Source organism: Streptomyces sp. TSRI0281 (genome assembly GCF_001905125.1).
Classification (GTDB): domain Bacteria; phylum Actinomycetota; class Actinomycetes; order Streptomycetales; family Streptomycetaceae; genus Streptomyces.
Genome location: NZ_LWLE01000006.1, coordinates 160,668 through 177,395, shown reverse-complemented (window position 1 = coordinate 177,395; position 16,728 = coordinate 160,668). Strand labels below are relative to the sequence as shown.

At 70.0% G+C, this 16,728-nt stretch carries 13 protein-coding genes; 8 read left to right on the top strand and 5 right to left on the bottom strand.

Annotation, left to right across the window (positions count from 1 at the left end; genetic code table 11):
- Positions 1-82: 82 nt before the first annotated feature.
- Positions 83-445: a cupin domain-containing protein gene (locus A6A29_RS13545; RefSeq protein ID WP_073720313.1), complete on the top strand. Its 363-nt coding sequence runs from the start codon at positions 83-85 to the stop codon at positions 443-445.
- 177 nt (positions 446-622) lie between these two features.
- Here A6A29_RS13545 and A6A29_RS13540 read toward each other — a convergent pair whose 3' ends face one another.
- The 3 genes from A6A29_RS13540 to A6A29_RS13530 form a co-directional block, all read right to left on the bottom strand.
- Positions 623-1,810 carry an MFS transporter gene (locus tag A6A29_RS13540; RefSeq protein WP_079182736.1) on the bottom strand — a complete coding sequence of 396 codons (1,188 nt, stop codon included), beginning with the start codon at positions 1,808-1,810 and terminating at the stop codon, positions 623-625.
- Positions 1,811-1,978: 168 nt separating this feature from the next.
- The gene (locus A6A29_RS13535) at positions 1,979-2,524 is read right to left on the bottom strand and encodes a methylated-DNA--[protein]-cysteine S-methyltransferase (protein WP_073720312.1); all 546 of its coding nucleotides are present in this window, start codon (positions 2,522-2,524) and stop codon (positions 1,979-1,981) included.
- Between the two features lie 142 nt (positions 2,525-2,666).
- Entirely contained in the window at positions 2,667-3,542 is an 876-nt protein-coding gene (locus A6A29_RS13530; RefSeq protein ID WP_073720311.1) for a glycerophosphodiester phosphodiesterase, read from the bottom strand.
- Positions 3,543-3,756: 214 nt separating this feature from the next.
- On the opposite strand from A6A29_RS13530, the gene A6A29_RS13525 reads away from it, so the two are divergent.
- The 5 genes from A6A29_RS13525 (at position 3,757) to A6A29_RS13505 (ending at position 11,094) form a co-directional block, all read left to right on the top strand.
- Complete coding sequence (locus A6A29_RS13525) at positions 3,757-4,629, top strand: MHYT domain-containing protein (protein WP_073720310.1); 873 nt, start codon at positions 3,757-3,759, stop codon at positions 4,627-4,629.
- 39 nt (positions 4,630-4,668) lie between these two features.
- Positions 4,669-6,798 (top strand): excinuclease ABC subunit UvrB, encoded by a 2,130-nt coding sequence (gene uvrB / locus A6A29_RS13520; protein ID WP_073720309.1) that lies wholly within the window; start codon positions 4,669-4,671, stop codon positions 6,796-6,798.
- Positions 6,799-6,932: 134 nt separating this feature from the next.
- Complete coding sequence (locus A6A29_RS13515; RefSeq protein ID WP_073720308.1) at positions 6,933-7,511, top strand: TerD family protein; 579 nt, start codon at positions 6,933-6,935, stop codon at positions 7,509-7,511.
- A gap of 234 nt (positions 7,512-7,745) precedes the next feature.
- Positions 7,746-9,755: a TerD family protein gene (locus A6A29_RS13510; RefSeq protein WP_073720307.1), complete on the top strand. Its 2,010-nt coding sequence runs from the start codon at positions 7,746-7,748 to the stop codon at positions 9,753-9,755.
- A gap of 325 nt (positions 9,756-10,080) precedes the next feature.
- Entirely contained in the window at positions 10,081-11,094 is a 1,014-nt protein-coding gene (locus A6A29_RS13505; protein WP_073720306.1) for a TerC family protein, read from the top strand.
- Positions 11,095-11,363: 269 nt separating this feature from the next.
- Here the strand turns inward: A6A29_RS13505 and A6A29_RS13500 are convergent, their stop codons facing one another.
- Entirely contained in the window at positions 11,364-12,020 is a 657-nt protein-coding gene (locus A6A29_RS13500) for an MBL fold metallo-hydrolase (protein ID WP_073720305.1), read from the bottom strand.
- A 10-nt stretch (positions 12,021-12,030) separates the two neighbouring features.
- A complete protein-coding gene (locus A6A29_RS13495; RefSeq protein ID WP_073720304.1) occupies positions 12,031-12,720 on the bottom strand; it encodes a maleylpyruvate isomerase family mycothiol-dependent enzyme in 690 nt (229 codons plus the stop codon).
- A gap of 175 nt (positions 12,721-12,895) precedes the next feature.
- On the opposite strand from A6A29_RS13495, the gene uvrA reads away from it, so the two are divergent.
- Together uvrA and A6A29_RS13485 are read left to right on the top strand one after the other, a co-directional pair.
- Complete coding sequence (gene uvrA, locus A6A29_RS13490) at positions 12,896-15,970, top strand: excinuclease ABC subunit UvrA (protein ID WP_073720352.1); 3,075 nt, start codon at positions 12,896-12,898, stop codon at positions 15,968-15,970.
- A 214-nt stretch (positions 15,971-16,184) separates the two neighbouring features.
- Positions 16,185-16,613 (top strand): Rieske (2Fe-2S) protein, encoded by a 429-nt coding sequence (locus tag A6A29_RS13485; protein WP_073720303.1) that lies wholly within the window; start codon positions 16,185-16,187, stop codon positions 16,611-16,613.
- Positions 16,614-16,728: the final 115 nt, after the last annotated feature.

Sequence of the window (16,728 nt, the reverse complement as noted above, 5' to 3'; positions counted from 1 at the left end):
CGGTCCGCGGTGCCCGTCCGCAGTGCCCGCAGGTCGGGCCTGGTGGCGGGGTTGCCGGGGGCGCTCGCTAAGGTGACCGGCCATGACAACACTTGATCAAGCTCCTGCCTCCTTCGCCGTGCACATTCCGGACGCCGAACTGGAGCCGGAACCCCTGGATCCGGCACAGATCGTCTCCGGGGACCCCGTCGTGACGGGGAAGGTGCTGTGGGAGTCCGGGGACGGCAAGCAGGTGCGCGGGATCTGGCAGATCACGCCCGGAGTGGTCACCGACACCGAGGCCGATGAGCTGTTCGTGGTCGTCAGCGGGCGGGCGACGGTCGTGGTCGACGGCGGCGCGACGCTGGAGATCGGGCCGGGGGACGCCTGCGTGCTGCGGGAGGGCGACCGTACGACGTGGACGGTGCACGAGACGCTGCGCAAGGCGTACCACATCAGCCTCTGAGGTCTCTCAGGTCTCTCAGGTCTCTGAGGCCGCTGGGACTGCTGAAGCCGGTCGGGAGCCGTTGGGGCTGTCCGGAGCCGGTCGGGCCGCTGGGGGCCGTTGGAGTTGTCCGGGCTTCTGGTGCCCCTGAGGCCGCCGGAATCCGCCCGGCCCTCGGCTCTGCGCCCTGGCCTTCTCCTAGCCCTCTCGCAGGCCGCGGCGAAGGGCGAGCGCGGCCATCGGCAGCAGCAGGCAGGCGCCGATCGCGTTCAGCGGGCCGTAGCCCCATTGGGCGACGATCACCCCGGCGGCGGCTCCGCCGATGCCCGCCGCCGTGTTCATGGTCAGGTCCGACAGGCCCTGCACGGCGGCGCGGGCCGCCTGCGGCACGGAGTCGGTGAGCAGGGCCGAACCGGCGATCATGCCCGCCGACCAGCCGAGACCGAGCACGAACAGCCCGGCGGCGGTCTGCCCGTGGCGGGCACCGGCGGTGCCCGCCAGCAGCGCGGCGCAGGCGAGCAGGCCGACCGCCAGACCGATGACGGCGAGCCGGCCGAGCCGGTCGGACAGCCACCCCATCACCGGCGAGAACGCGTACATGCCCGCGATATGGCCGCTGATGACCAGGCCGATCAGCTGGATGTCCGCACCGTGCCGTCCCAGGTCCACCGGGGTCATGACCATGATCGAAACCATCGCGGTGTGCGACACGGCCACGGTCACCAGCGCCAGCCGGGCCATCGGCGCGGCCCGGACGGCGGCGATTCCGGTACGCAGCGAACGCTTCCCGGTGGAGCGGCCGTCGCCCGGAGCCAGCGCCCGCGCGGTGAGCAGCGGATCGGGGCGCAGCAGGACCGCGACCACCAGGCCCGCGAGCAGGAAGATGGCGGCCGCGATGAGGTACGGCCCCGCCGTCTCGGACACGGGCGTACCGCGGAAGAGGCGGCCCGCCGGTGCCGCGATGTTGGGTCCGAGCACCGAACCGATCGTGGTGGCCCAGATGACGGTGGAGATGGCCCGGCCCCGCCGTTCCGGCGCCGCGAGATCCGCGGCGGCGAACCGGGCCTGGAGATTGGCCGACGAGCCGGCGCCGAACCCGGCCATGCCGAGCAGCAGCAGCGGAAAGCTCTCCACGATGGTCGCGAGCACCACCAGGCCCGCGCCGAGCGCACCGACCAGATAGGCGAGCACCAGACCGGGGCGGCGGCCCCGCGAGGTCATCAGCGCGGCCAGCGGCAGCGACAGCAGAGCCGTACCGGCCACCGAGGCGGTCGGGGCGAGACCGGACAGCGCTTCGGAGCCACTCACCTCTGTGGCCAGGACCGGGGCCAGGGCGATACCGATGGGCACACCGAGGCCGCCGAGTATCTGGCTGGCGATGAGCACGGCAGAGGTCCTGCGGCGCAGAACGGGCAGGTCGGCAGCCGTGACCGGTGGTACCGGGAGGGTCGTCGTCACCGGCGAAGTGTGCCATTCCTCGTACGTGAGTGCGAAGGCGGCCGTGGTGTCCCTGGCGCGTTCCCTGTCCCAGGTGCGGTCCCTCACCTGCCCCTTCTAGAACAAGGGCTGCGGGAGGACCCCTTCCAGGGCCAGCAGCTGTCGCTTGGTCTCCAGCCCGCCGCCGAAGCCGCCGAGTCCGCCGTCGCTCTCCACCACCCGGTGGCACGGCACCACCACCGGCAGCGGGTTGGACCCCATGGCCGCCCCCACGGCCTGCGCCGCCCCCGGCTGCCCGACCCGCGCCGCCAGGTCCCCGTACCCGACGACCGTCCCGTACGGCACGCCGGACGCCAGCTCGCGGAGGACCTCCCGGTGGAAACCCGAGGTCAGCGACCAGTCCAGGGGGAGCGTGAATTCCTTCAGCCCACCCGCGAAGTACGCCGCGAGCTGGCGTATCGGCTCGGCGAGCCGCGCGGAGCCGGGGGTCTGTACCGGCTCCGCGCCCAGCCGCGTACGCAGCTGCCCGAGCGCCTTCTCCCGCACCGGGGGACGGGCGTGGAAGATCACGCTCACCAGCCCGGTACCGGTGGCGGCGAGCAACAGCGGCCCGATGTCGCTGGGCACGACGGACCACTCCACGGACTGCTCGGCGCTGTTCATGTCGACCACCGTACGACCGGGCACTGACAACGGCGGATTCACGGCCTTTCGTAGCCCGTAGCCCGTAGCCCGTAGCCCGTAGCCCGTAGCCCGTAGCCAGCCGCCAGCCGCCCGGCGCGCTGCTTCGTCCCTGCGTTCCGGGTCAGCGCGTGGCGTCGCGCACGACGTCGGGGTAGTTGGTGATGATGCCGTCGACCCCGAAGCCCTGGACCTTGGCCGCGTTCGCCGCGTCGTTGACGGTCCAGGTGTTCACCCGGAGCCGCTTGCCGTGCGCGCCCTTCAGCGCGTGCACGGCCGCCACGTAGTCCGCGCTGATCGTCGAGTACGAGGGGTTGATCTGGTCGGTGAACGCCGCGTACGACGGCAGATCGGCCACCGCTGGGGTGCCCAGGAAGCCGGTGGTGATGTCGGGGCGGAGCTCGTGCACCTTCTTCACGCTGTCGCCGCCGAAGCTCTGGATGATCAGCTTGTTCCGGACGTGGCCGCGGTCGAGCCAGCCCTCGTGGCGCAGCACCCGGAGAGTCGCCTTCTCGATGCCCGGGTACGTCTCCGGGCTCTTGATCTCCAGCAGCAGCTTCTGGCGGTTCTTCTCGACCCGGTGCAGATACTGCTTGAGCGTCGGCACCCGGGCGCCCGTGAACTGTGTGCCGAACCAGCTGCCCGCGTCCAGTCGGGCGATCTCTGCGGCGGTGAAGTCCTTGACCGCCCAGGGGGCGCGGTCGGGATAGATCTGCTCGGCGTCCGTCGTCCGCTTGAGGTTGGTGTCGTGCAGGACGACCAGCTCACCGTCCTTGGTGAGCTGTACATCGTTCTCCACCCAGTCGATGCCCAGGTCGTCCGCGGCGTCGACGGCGGCCAGGGTGTTCTCCGGCGCGTAGGCCGAGGCACCCCGGTGGGCGAAGACGACCGGGCTGTCGTGCCGGTCGGCGGCCTGTGTCTGGGAGGCGGGAAGCAGCAGGGCACCGGCGCCGAGCAGAGTGGCGACAGCGGTGGACGCAGTTGCGGTGCGTACGGACACGTGTACTCCTCGCGTCAGAGATGCGGACAGGCAGAGAATTGCAGCCGATCACCAACGGAGGACAGGGCACCGATGGCCACCACGTGAACGGAATCTTCGGTACCGGATCAGGGGGCCGATTTCCGTGTCGATAAAATGCGGCTCTTATGTTTGTCTGCCGGGCCTCGCCCCTTAGGGTCACCCCAACCCGGGCTTCCGTGAAGGGCGTACCAGCATGCAGGGCACAGTGGACGGATTCACCTACGGCCTCGTGACTCCGGTCGTGGCTTTTGTCATGGCCTGCCTCGGTGCCGCGCTGGGACTGCGCTGCACGACCCGGTCCCTGCGGACGGAACGCTCCTTCAAGGCCGGCTGGCTCGGGCTGGGCGCCACCTCCATCGGCTCCGGTATCTGGACCATGCATTTCGTCGCCATGATGGGGTTCACCGTCGAAGGGGCACCGATCGCCTACGACAAGGCCCTCACCTTCGCGAGCCTCGCCGTGGCGATCGTGATGGTCGGCATCGGCATTTTCATTGTCGGCTACCGCGGCGCGACGCGCATGGCGCTGATCACCGGCGGGACGATCACCGGCCTCGGTGTGGCCTCCATGCACTACCTCGGCATGGCCGGAATGCGGCTGCGGGGACAGTTCACGTACGACACGGTCACCGTGTCCCTCTCCGTCGTGATCGCGGTGGTGGCCGCGACGGCCGCGCTCTGGGCCGCCGTCTCCGTCCACGGCTTCGCGGCCAGCCTGGGCGCGAGCCTGGTCATGGGGGTGGCGGTGAGCGGAATGCACTACACCGGCATGGCCGCGCTCGACGTCCATCTGCATGCCGACGCCGGCTCGGGCGCCCTGGCCGGTGACACCTCCGCCACCCTGATCATCCCGATGCTGATCGGCCCCACCTGTTTCCTGCTGCTGGCCGGGGTGGTCGTGATGTTCGACCCGCTGGTGGTCATGGGGGAGCCCGACCGGCACGACCCGCGGGGCGGCCGTGGCGCGCGCGACGGCGGCCGGCCCCGGACCACGCCCGTCCAGCGGCAGCGCGCGACCCACGAGACCCCCGCCCGCAGGGACACCCGGCCCCCGCGCCACCGCTGATCCGACCCCGTTGTCAGTGGGGGGTCGTACGGTGGTTGCATGCGGCCCGTTTCGAAGATCGAACGTTCGGTGGCGCCTTTCGAGGTCGTCAGCTCCTACCAGCCCAGTGGCGACCAGCCGGCGGCCATCGCCGAGCTGGAGCGGCGTATCCGCGCGGATGAGAAGGACGTGGTCCTGCTCGGCGCGACCGGCACCGGCAAGTCGGCGACCACCGCGTGGATGATCGAGAAGCTTCAGCGCCCCACCCTGGTGATGGCGCCGAACAAGACCCTCGCCGCCCAGCTGGCCAACGAGTTCCGCGAGCTCCTGCCCAACAACGCCGTCGAGTACTTCGTCTCGTACTACGACTACTACCAGCCCGAGGCGTACGTACCGCAGTCGGACACCTACATCGAGAAGGACTCCTCGATCAACGAGGAGGTCGAGCGGCTGCGCCACTCCGCGACGAATTCGCTGCTCACCCGGCGGGACGTCATCGTGGTCGCCTCCGTCTCCTGCATCTACGGCCTCGGTACGCCCCAGGAGTACGTGGACCGGATGGTCCAGCTCAAGGTCGGCGAGGAGGTCGACCGCGACCAGTTGCTGCGCCGGTTCGTCGAGATGCAGTACAGCCGCAACGACCTGGCGTTCACCCGCGGCACCTTCCGGGTGCGCGGCGACACCATCGAGATCTTCCCGGTCTACGAGGAGCTCGCCGTCCGCATCGAGATGTTCGGCGACGAGATCGAGGCCCTCTCCACCCTCCACCCGCTCACCGGCGAGGTCATCAGCGAGGACCAGTCGCTCCACGTCTTCCCCGCCAGCCACTACGTCGCGGGACCCGAGCGCATGGAGAAGGCGGTCGGCGGCATCGAGCGGGAGCTGGAACAGCGCCTGGCCGAGCTGGAGAAGCAGGGCAAGATGCTGGAGGCCCAGCGGCTGCGCATGCGCACGACGTACGACATCGAGATGCTCCGCCAGATCGGCACCTGTTCGGGCGTCGAGAACTACTCGATGCACTTCGACGACCGCGCCCCCGGCACCGCTCCCAACACCCTCCTCGACTACTTCCCCGAGGACTTCCTCCTCGTCCTCGACGAGTCGCACGTCACGGTGCCGCAGATCGGCGCGATGTACGAAGGGGACGCCTCCCGTAAACGGACGCTCGTCGACCACGGATTCCGGCTGCCGTCGGCCATGGACAACCGCCCGCTGAAGTGGGAGGAGTTCCTGAAGCGCATCGACCAGACCGTCTATCTCTCCGCCACCCCCGGGAAGTACGAGCTCTCGCGCGGCGACGGCTTCGTGGAGCAGATCATCCGGCCCACCGGCCTCATCGACCCCGAGGTCGTCGTCAAGCCCACCGAGGGCCAGATCGACGACCTGGTGCACGAGATCCGCAAGCGCACCGAGCGGGACGAGCGGGTCCTGGTGACCACCCTCACCAAGAAGATGTCCGAGGACCTCACGGACTACTTCCTGGAGCTGGGCATCCAGGTCCGCTATCTGCACAGTGACGTCGACACGCTGCGCCGTATCGAGCTCCTGCGTGAACTGCGCTCCGGTGAGTACGACGTCCTGGTCGGGATCAACCTCCTGCGCGAGGGGCTCGACCTGCCCGAGGTCTCCCTGGTGGCCATCCTCGACGCGGACAAGCAGGGGTTCCTGCGCTCCGGCACCTCGCTCATCCAGACCATCGGACGTGCGGCCCGTAACGTGTCCGGCCAGGTCCATATGTACGCGGACAAGATCACCCCGGCGATGGCGCAGGCCATCGACGAGACCAACCGCCGCCGCGAGAAGCAGATCGCGTACAACACCGAGCGCGGCATCGATCCGCAGCCGCTGCGCAAGAAGATCAACGACATCGTCGCGACCATCGCCCGGGAGGAGATCGACACCGAGCAGCTCCTCGGCAGCGGCTACCGCCAGACGAAGGGCGCGAAGGCCCCGGTTCCGGCGCTCGGCGGAAAGGCGGCCAAGGGCGGCGCCCCGGGCAGGGCCAAGTCGAACGGTGCGGTGGTCAGCGACCGGCCCGCCACCGAACTGGCCGGAATCATCGAGGAGATGACCGACCGGATGCGGGCGGCCGCCGCTGACCTGCAATTCGAGGTCGCCGCCCGGCTGCGCGACGAGGTGGGCGAGTTGAAGAAGGAACTGCGCCAGATGAAGGAGGCGGGCCTCGCCTGAACCGGGCGTACCCGGTGTGTTGCAAGAACGACACAAAGACGGCGCGAACCTGCTGCCGTCCGGTGAGAACTGCGTAGTGTGCGAGGAAACCGCACACGGACGGATGCGGGGCAAATGCGGAGAGGGGACAGCGCGTGACGGTCAATATGACCAAGGGTCAGGCCATCAGCCTGCAGAAGAGCGACGGGGGGACCCTGACCGCGGTACGGATGGGGCTCGGCTGGCAGGCGGCTCCGCGTCGCGGACTGTTCGGCTCGCGTACCCGGGAGATCGACCTGGATGCCTCGGCCGTGCTGTTCGCCGACAAGCAGCCCATTGACGTCGTGTTCTTCCGGCACCTCGTCAGCGACGACGGCTCGGTCAAGCACACCGGCGACAATCTGGTCGGCGGCGCCGGTTCGGGCGGAGACGACGAGGCGATCCTCGTCGACCTCCAGCGCGTCCCGGTCCACATCGACCAGATCGTCTTCACGGTGAACTCCTTCACCGGGCAGACGTTCCAGGAGGTGCAGAACGCCTTCTGCCGCATCGTCGACGAGACCAACGGCCAGGAGCTCGCCCGGTACACACTCGACGGCGGCGGCCAGTACACCGCCCAGATCATGGCGAAGGTGCACCGCGCGGGGAGCGGCTGGCAGATGACGGCCCTCGGCAACCCGGCCAACGGCCGCACCTTCCAGGACCTGATGCCCTCGATCCTGCCGCACCTGTAGGCGCGACAGCACCTGGTCCGCATCGGTACGAGCAGCTCCCGGAGGCACCCGCCGCCGGGAGCTGCACCACATCGCACGACACCACGACAGGCGCCGGACACCGAACGCGCCCGTCCGACGGACACACACCACGAAGCAGCGGCAGCGCCGCCGAGCAGCACCGCACCGCCGGGCAGCGCCGCCGAACAGCACGGCACCGCACCGCGGGCCATCGTCGAGGGGGACAGGGCAGCAATGACGGCCGAACTGGTCCGGGGGCAGAATCACACCTTGCCCCAGACCCGTCTGGAGATCCGGGTATCGGCGGGCTCACCCGTCGTGGCCGGAGCCACCCTCGGCGACGAACGGGGCACGGTGCGCGGCATCGAGTGGATCGCCCACCCCGGATCGCCTCAGCTCCCCGGGCTCGAAGTGTCCAAGCAGGCCGCCGCGGACCACCGGCTCGCCGTCGACCTCGACGCCCTGCCCGACGAGGTCCACCGCGTCACCGTGCTGCTGGCCCTCCCGATGGGCGTCGGCGGCCCGGTCAGGTTCGGCGCGGTCGCCGCGCCCTTCGTCGCCGTCACCGGGCTCGACGGCACCGAGATCGCCACCTTCACGCTCACCGGCCTGGACGCCGAGTCCGCGGTCAGCGCCCTGGAGCTCTACCGCAGACAAGGGGCATGGAAGGTTCGCGCCGTCGGCCAGGGATACGCCGACGGACTCGCCGAGATGCTCGCGGACCAGGGAGTGGCCCGCGCGGCGGAGCTGGCCGGCTCGATCCAGGAAGCGGTCGCCCGTGGCATGGCCCGCTCGGTGGCTCCGCCACCGCCCCGCGCTCCGGACGGCGACCGGGTACGGCCCGGCGCGGGGACCACGTCGGCCCCGGCCGACCGGGAGCCGCCCGCGCCCCCGGCAGTCAGGCCCCCCGAGCCGCTGCCCGACCCCGCCACGACCACGACCGACCCCGCCACGACCGGCTCCGCCACGACCGCGGCCGGCGCGTCCGCGCCCGGTGCCATGGGGGGTGCCACGGTGGGCGGCCCCATCAACTACGCACACCCGCGCCGCCGGAGCGCCGCGCCCCCGCCGCCCCCGCCCGCGGCACCTCCGGCCCCGCCGGGGCAGGCTGCGCTGCCCGTCGCCGGTGACGCGAGCGGATGGTCCATGGACGAGCGCCTCTACAACCAGATCTGGGGCATGTTCGAGGACCTGGCCCGCGCCACCGCCGCCTACCGCAGCGCCGTGGACTTCGCCGAGTCTCGCATGGGGCAGGAGCTCGACCGGACCCTGTCCGACCCGCGCAACCGGATCGGCGGCGCGGGCGACCGGGCCCGCGAGGAGGCCCGCGCCAAACGCGACGAGCTGACCACCCGGGCGCGCGAGGCCCTGAACCGCGACCTCGCCCAGCTCGCCGCCGAGTCCGCCGTGGTGGAGCCCGCGCTCCCCGCCGCCTACGCGGGCTGGGACAACCCCGTCTGGCACGCCCACCGCGTCCCGATGGAGATTCCGATGGCCCTGCGCATCGGCGACCTCCATCTGCCCGAACGCCCCGATCTCCGCATCCCGCTGCTCGTACGCCTCCCCCTGGAGCGCGGCATCTGGATCGACAGCGGCCGCACGGCATCCGAGGAGGCCGCGCTGATGGACACCGACCAGCTGCGCCGCCTCGCCATGGAGACCGCGGTCGTCCACGCCGCCCGCCTGCTCGCCGTCTACCCCACCGGGGAGTTCTCGGTGCACGTCATCGATCCGGCGGGCTCGGCTGCCGGGGCGCTCGCGCCCCTGGTCGGCGCGGGAGTCCTCACCGGGCCGCCGGCCGCCGGACCCGGGGGAGTGGCCTCGGTCCTCGCCCACCTCACCCGGCGGGTGGACCTGGTGCAGATGGCGGTCAGAGCCGGTGCCGCCGACTCGCTGCCGCCCGACCTGGACACGGGCGAGCAACTCCTCATCGTCAACGACTTCCCGCACGGTTTCGATGACCGGGCCGTGACCCAGTTGCGCTACCTCGCCGACGAGGGCCCCTCGGTCGGGGTGCATCTGCTGATGGTCGCGGACCGGGAGGACGCCGGGGCGTACGGCCCGGTCCTCGACCCGCTGTGGCGCTCCCTGCTGCGGATCACCCCCGTGGCCGACAGTCATCTCGCCGATCCCTGGGTCGGTCATGCCTGGACGTACGAACCGCCGGCGCTCCCGCCGGGCAGCGGAGTCCTGGAACAGGTGCTCGCCGCCGTGGCCGCGGCCCGACGCACCGGCGGTCGCTGAGCCCCACCTCCCGGCCGCCGGGACTCCCCTGACCGGCCGGTCGGGGGAGTCCCGGCCCGGCCGCTGTCCATGTCCCTCTGCGAGATTCGCGCGGCTCTGACCTGCTGTTTTGGCGGTTCCTTTACTCTTCTCTTTACCTTTTCTTGGTGTTACCTGTACTGTTCTCAGGACGGAGGGGAGTACTCCCATACGCGACGTTCCCGTCAGTACGGACTGTGACCGGTCCCGGGGCGTCGGCCAGGCGCGCATCCCGTGCGCTCAGGTGGAAGAGACCTCCGGCAGCGACGACGCTGATCAGTAGCCGTAGCGAACTGCCGGAGGCGCAGTGGACGTTTCATGGACCCTTTGGGTGCTGACCATTCTTGGTCTGTGCGCCTTGATCGCCGTCGACTTCTTCATCGGGCGCAAGCCTCATGACGTGTCGACCAAAGAAGCAGGAATCTGGACCATCGTCTGGATCACGCTGGCCGTCCTCTTCGGACTGGGCCTGCTGGTCTTCGGCGAGAGCCAGGCCTCCGGCGAGTTCTTCGCCGGCTTCATCACCGAGAAGTCGCTCAGTGTCGACAACCTCTTCGTCTTCGTCCTGATCATGGCGAAGTTCTCGGTGCCGTCCCACCTCCAGCAGCGCGTGCTGCTCATCGGCGTGTTGATCGCGCTGGTACTGCGAGCGATCTTCATCGCCGCCGGTGCCGCCGTCATCGCCAACTTCTCGTGGGTCTTCTACATCTTCGGCGCGTTCCTGATCTACACCGCCTGGAAGCTCATCCAGGAGGCGCGGGCCGGCGACGAGGAAGAGGACTTCGAGGAGAACCGACTCCTCAAGTCGATCGAGCACCGCTTCGGTGTCGCCGACAAGTACCACGGCACCAAGCTCTTCATCAGGAACAACGGCAAGCGCGTCCTGACCCCCCTGATGGTGGTCATGCTCGCCATCGGCACCACCGATGTGCTGTTCGCGCTGGACTCCATCCCGGCGATCTTCGGCCTGACCCAGGACCCGTACATCGTCTTCACCGCCAACGCCTTCGCCCTGATGGGGCTGCGTCAGCTGTACTTCCTCATCGGCGGTCTGCTGAAGAAGCTGGTTCACCTCAGCTACGGCCTCTCGGTGATCCTCGGCTTCATCGGCGTCAAGCTGGTGCTGCACGCGCTGCACGAGTCCGGGGTGCATGTCCCCGAGATCTCCATCCCGTTCTCGCTCTCCGTCATCTGCGGCGTGCTGGTGATCACCACGATCACCAGCCTCATCGCCAACAAGAAGCAGGAGGCGGCGGCCGAGGCCGAGGCGGCGAAGACGGCCGAGCCGACCGACGAGGAGACCAAGAGCATCTCCGGCTGAGCCACTGAGCCACTGAGCCACTGAGGCGGTACAGCGCGCCGGCCGCAGAGGCTGCGCGGGAACGTCCGGCACCGGCCGGGGCGTGTGCGGAGGTGTCCGCCCGCCCCGGCCGGTGTGCGTACGGGGCCGGGGCGGCGCGGACGCTCCCGGGGACCCGTCGGCAACGACGGTCACGGGGCGTCCGAGGGCCACCCACGGCGTCCGAGGCTCACCTCACGGCGTCCGAGGCTCACCCCCGGCGTCCGTGGGTCACGCGTCGCGCAGGCGGGTCACCAGCCGCGGGCGCGCCAACCGGGGAGCTGCGGACGCTCGTCGCCGAGCGTGGTGTCGTGCCCGTGCCCGGGATAGACCCAGGTCTCGTCGGGCAGCCGGTCGAACAGCTTGGTCTCCACGTCGTGGAGCAGGCTCGCGAAGGCCGCCGGGTCCTTGCGCGTATTGCCGACCCCGCCGGGGAAGAGGCAGTCGCCGGTGAACAGGTGCGGAGCTCCGTGCGGGTCGTCGTAGACCAGCGCGATGGAGCCCGGCGTGTGTCCGCTCAGATGGCGGGCGGTCAGCGAGACCCGGCCGACGCGGATCGTGTCGTTGTCCTCGACGAGTACGTCGGTCGGGACCGGGATGCCCTCGGCGTCGTACCGGCCCGCGTACGTACGTGCTCCGGTGGCCGCCACCACCTCGCCCAGCGCCTGCCAGTGGTCGCCGTGCTGATGGGTCGTGACGACGGACGCGATGCCGTCGTCACCGATCAGCCCGAGCAGGGTCCGCGCCTCGGCGGCCGCGTCGATCAGGAGCTGCTCGCCGGTGGCCCGGCAGCGCAGCAGATACGCGTTGTTGTTCATCTGGCCGACGGCGACCTTGGAGATCATCAGATCCGTCAGCTCGTGCACATCCGCAGGTCCGCCGACCTTGACCGCTCCGCTGTACGTCATACGGCCCAGCCTATAGCGGCGGCAGCGCGGGCAGCGGGCCGTTCAGCACGGTCAGCGCGGAGCCGTCACGGCGCCCGCAGAGCCAGCCGAGCAGGTCGGCCGCCGGACCCCGGACGGCTGTCGGTCCGCCCTCGGCGCCGCCGCCCGTGGACCATTCGCGGCCGTCCTCGTCGGTCACGGTGGTGGCCACCACGTCGGGGTGCCCGGCGAAGCGGCCGGTGAGGAAGGCGATCTCCAGGGTCACGAACTCCTCCGGCAGGTCCTCCAGCTCGTAGCCGATGCCCAGGTCGACCTGGTGCAGCTCCAGCTCGTTCCGGCGGCGGAAGGGGACCCGGGACGCCGAGTCCGTGACCCCGTTGCGCAGGGTGACCGTACGGGACCAGTCGGCCGGTTCCGCGGCCGCCGCGAGGAAGCGGGCCTCGCTCTCGCGGAGGTCGGCCAGCTGTTCGGCGAGAGGGCGGGGGGCGTCGCGGGCGATGTCGTGGTCCCGGGTTTCGCTGCTCGCGTACATCGGCAGGCCCCGGAGAACATTTGCCAGCGCGTCGGCGTTACGTGACAGGTGGGCCAGTACATGGCCCCGGCTCCAGCCGGGCAACCGTGACGGCTCGGCGACAGCGGCGTTGTCCCATTTGCCCGCTGCGGTGAGCAGTCGTTCGGTCGCTTCGCGTACAGCTTCCAGGTCGCGCGCATGATCAATCATGAGGCCGAGCCTAGCTTCGCCACTCATTCGGGTGAAGGAGTTCAGGGCCGACCGTAAATCGAATGCGCGTGCTATACGCTCGGAGTCGAAAGCCTCATGCATCGCTGTGGCGCCCCCCATACCCTGGGAGGGGGGCTCAGTTCCCCCGCTTCACTCAAGAAAGGTGCGGACCGGCGTGGCCGACCGTCTCATCGTCCGTGGCGCGCGCGAGCACAACCTCAAGAACGTCTCGCTCGACCTCCCCCGCGACTCCCTCATCGTCTTCACCGGGCTCTCCGGGTCGGGCAAGTCGTCCCTCGCGTTCGACACGATCTTCGCCGAGGGTCAGCGGCGCTATGTGGAGTCCCTCTCCTCGTACGCCCGGCAGTTCCTCGGTCAGATGGACAAGCCGGACGTCGACTTCATCGAGGGCCTCTCGCCCGCTGTCTCCATCGACCAGAAGTCGACCTCGCGCAACCCGCGCTCGACGGTCGGCACGATCACCGAGGTCTACGACTACCTCCGGCTGCTCTTCGCCCGGATCGGCAAGCCGCACTGTCCGGAGTGCGGGCGGCCCATCTCCCGCCAGTCGCCGCAGGCCATCGTCGACAAGGTGCTCGGCCTGCCCGAGGGCAGTCGCTTCCAGGTGCTCTCGCCGCTGGTGCGCGAGCGCAAGGGAGAGTTCGTCGACCTCTTCGCCGACCTCCAGACCAAGGGCTACAGCCGGGCCAGGGTCGACGGCACGACCATCCAGCTCTCCGAGCCGCCCACGCTGAAGAAGCAGGAGAAGCACACCATCGAGGTGGTCGTCGACCGCCTCACCGTGAAGGACAGTGCCAAGCGCCGGCTGACCGACTCGGTCGAGACCGCGCTCGGCCTCTCCGGCGGCATGGTCGTGCTCGACTTCGTCGACCTCCCCGAGGACGACCCCGAGCGTGAGCGGATGTACTCCGAGCACCTCTACTGCCCGTACGACGACCTCTCCTTCGAGGAGATGGAGCCCCGCTCCTTCTCCTTCAACTCGCCCTTCGGCGCCTGCCCCGACTGCACGGGCATCGGTACGCGCATGGAGGTCGACCCGGAGCTGATCGTCCCGGACGAGGAGAAGTCCCTCGACGAGGGAGCGATCCACCCCTGGTCGCACGGCCACACCAAGGAGTACTTCGGGCGGCTGATCGGCGCACTCTCCGAAGCCCTCGGATTCCGTACAGACATCCCCTGGGCCGGACTGCCGCAGCGTGCCAAGAAGGCCCTGCTCTTCGGCCACAAGATCCAGACCGAGGTGCGCTACCGCAACCGGTACGGCCGCGAGCGCGCCTACACGACCCCCGCCTTCGAAGGCGCGGTGCAGTTCGTGAAGCGGCGCCACTCCGAGGCCGAGAGCGACTCCAGCCGTGAGCGCTTCGAGGGCTACATGCGCGAGGTGCCCTGCCCGACCTGTGAGGGCACCCGGCTCAAGCCGATCGTGCTCGCGGTGACGGTGATGGAGAAGTCCATCGCCCAGGTCTCCGCCATGTCGATCAGCGAATGCGCCGAGTTCCTCGGCCGGATGAAGCTGAACGCCCGCGACAAGAAGATCGCCGAGCGCGTGCTCAAGGAGGTCAACGAGCGGCTGAGGTTCCTCGTCGACGTCGGCCTCGACTACCTCTCGCTCAACCGGGCCGCGGGCACCCTGTCCGGCGGCGAGGCCCAGCGCATCCGGCTCGCCACGCAGATCGGCTCCGGCCTGGTCGGTGTGCTGTACGTCCTGGACGAGCCGTCCATCGGGCTGCACCAGCGGGACAACCACCGTCTGATCGAGACCCTGGTCCGGCTCCGCGACATGGGCAACACCCTCATCGTGGTCGAGCACGACGAGGACACCATCAAGGTCGCCGACTGGGTCGTCGACATCGGCCCCGGCGCCGGTGAGCACGGCGGCAAGGTGGTCCACTCCGGCTCGCTCAAGGAGTTGCTGGCCAACAAGGAGTCGATCACCGGCCAGTATCTGTCCGGCAAGCGGGCGATCGCGATGCCCGACATCCGGCGCCCGGTCGACCCCGGCCGCCGCCTCACGGTGCACGGTGCCCGGGAGAACAACCTCCAGGACATCGACGTCTCCTTCCCGCTCGGCGTCCTCACGGCCGTCACGGGTGTCTCGGGGTCCGGAAAGTCGACCCTGGTCAACGACATCCTCTACACCCACCTGGCCCGCGAGCTGAACGGTGCCAAGTCGGTCCCCGGCCGGCACACCCGGGTCGACGGGGACGACCTCGTCGACAAGGTGGTGCACGTCGACCAGTCGCCGATCGGCCGTACACCCCGGTCCAACCCGGCCACGTACACCGGAGTCTTCGACCATGTCCGCCGGCTGTTCGCCGAGACGATGGAGGCGAAGGTGCGCGGCTATCTGCCGGGCCGCTTCTCCTTCAACGTCAAGGGCGGCCGCTGCGAGAACTGCTCCGGCGACGGCACCATCAAGATCGAGATGAACTTCCTGCCCGATGTGTACGTCCCGTGCGAGGTCTGCCACGGAGCGCGCTACAACCGGGAGACCCTGGAGGTCCACTACAAGGGCAAGTCCATCGCCGAGGTGCTGGACATGCCGATCGAGGAGGGCCTGGAGTTCTTCGAGGCCGTCCCGACGATCGCCCGCCACCTCCGTACGCTCAACGAGGTGGGTCTCGGATACGTCAGGCTCGGACAGTCCGCGCCGACGCTCTCCGGCGGTGAGGCCCAGCGCGTGAAGCTGGCGAGCGAGCTCCAGAAGCGCTCCACCGGCCGCACGGTCTACGTCCTGGACGAGCCGACCACCGGTCTGCACTTCGAGGACATCAGCAAGCTGATCAAGGTGCTCTCCGGCCTGGTCGACAAGGGCAACACGGTGATCGTCATCGAGCACAACCTCGATGTCATCAAGACCGCGGACTGGGTCGTCGACATGGGCCCCGAAGGGGGCAACGGCGGCGGTCTGGTCGTCGCCGAGGGCACCCCGGAGAAGGTCGCCTCGGTGCCCACCAGCCACACCGGCAAGTTCCTCCAGGGCATCCTGGACGCGGACCGGATCAGTGAGGCGGCGCTGCCCACGGCCCGTAAGCCTGCCCGCAGGACGGCGGACAGGAAGACGGCCGCGGCGAAGGCCGCCCCGGCCGCACGCAAGACGGTCGCCGCCACCGGCACGGCCAAGGCCGCCAAGACGGCCAAGACGGCAAAGAGCACGACGGCGGCAAAGAGCACAGCGGCTGCCAAGAGCACGGCGGCGAAGAAGACGGCCCGCGCCCGCAAGGCGTGACCGCCCTGCAGCGCTGATGTCGTACTGATGGTGGTGGCCCCCGATCCGGGGGGCCGCCACCGTCGAGTTCCGGGCCAGGACCGGCCCGGCCGCAGGCCCGCCGATCTCCGCCGGTATCGTCGTTTCTGTCACCGGGAGCGTCGGCCACTGTGGTCACGGGTACGCACCGGCGACTGCCCGCACCACCCCCGAAGACCGACCCGTGGAGATACGCATGCCCGGCCAGCCCGCCGCCCGCCGCACCGTGCTGAAGGGTGCCGCTCTCGCCGGTGCCGCCGGGCTGGGAGTGGCCGCCTGCTCGACCGATTCCAAGCTCGGCCACGCGCAGACGCCCACGCCGACCGCGCCCGTCGACCTCGGCGCCGCCTCCGAGGTCCCGGTCGGCGGTGCCAAGCTCTACCGCGAGCAGCGCCTCGTCGTGAGCTGCCCGGTGAAGGGCGAGTACAAGGCGTTCAGCGCCCAGTGCACCCACGGTGGCTGCGTCCTGGACAAGGTCGAGGGCACCGAGGGCCACTGCCCCTGCCACGGCAGCCGCTTCGACATGACCACCGGCAAGGCGATCCACGGACCGGCCACCGTGCCGCTGCCCTCCATCCCGGTCACGGCCGAGGGCGGAAAGCTCGTCGCGGGCCCCGAAGCCTGACGCACGGGTACCGGCAAGGACGCCGCCGCCGGGCCACCGGGGCACAGGCACCCCGCACGGGAACCGCCCGCGGCCGGCTACCGGGACTCATCGCAGTGCATCGGGCTTCAGCCCG

Bases quoted from the DNA above. Each gene is read 5' to 3' on its own strand.
- A6A29_RS13545 (WP_073720313.1), top strand. From the start codon at position 83: ATGACAACACTTGATCAAGCTCCTGCCTCCTTCGCCGTGCACATTCCG.
- A6A29_RS13535 (WP_073720312.1), bottom strand. From the start codon at position 2,524: ATGAACAGCGCCGAGCAGTCCGTGGAGTGGTCCGTCGTGCCCAGCGAC.
- A6A29_RS13525 (WP_073720310.1), top strand. From the start codon at position 3,757: ATGCAGGGCACAGTGGACGGATTCACCTACGGCCTCGTGACTCCGGTC.
- uvrB (WP_073720309.1), top strand. From the start codon at position 4,669: ATGCGGCCCGTTTCGAAGATCGAACGTTCGGTGGCGCCTTTCGAGGTC.
- A6A29_RS13510 (WP_073720307.1), top strand. From the start codon at position 7,746: ATGACGGCCGAACTGGTCCGGGGGCAGAATCACACCTTGCCCCAGACC.
- A6A29_RS13500 (WP_073720305.1), bottom strand. From the start codon at position 12,020: ATGACGTACAGCGGAGCGGTCAAGGTCGGCGGACCTGCGGATGTGCAC.
- A6A29_RS13495 (WP_073720304.1), bottom strand. From the start codon at position 12,720: ATGATTGATCATGCGCGCGACCTGGAAGCTGTACGCGAAGCGACCGAA.
- A6A29_RS13485 (WP_073720303.1), top strand. From the start codon at position 16,185: ATGCCCGGCCAGCCCGCCGCCCGCCGCACCGTGCTGAAGGGTGCCGCT.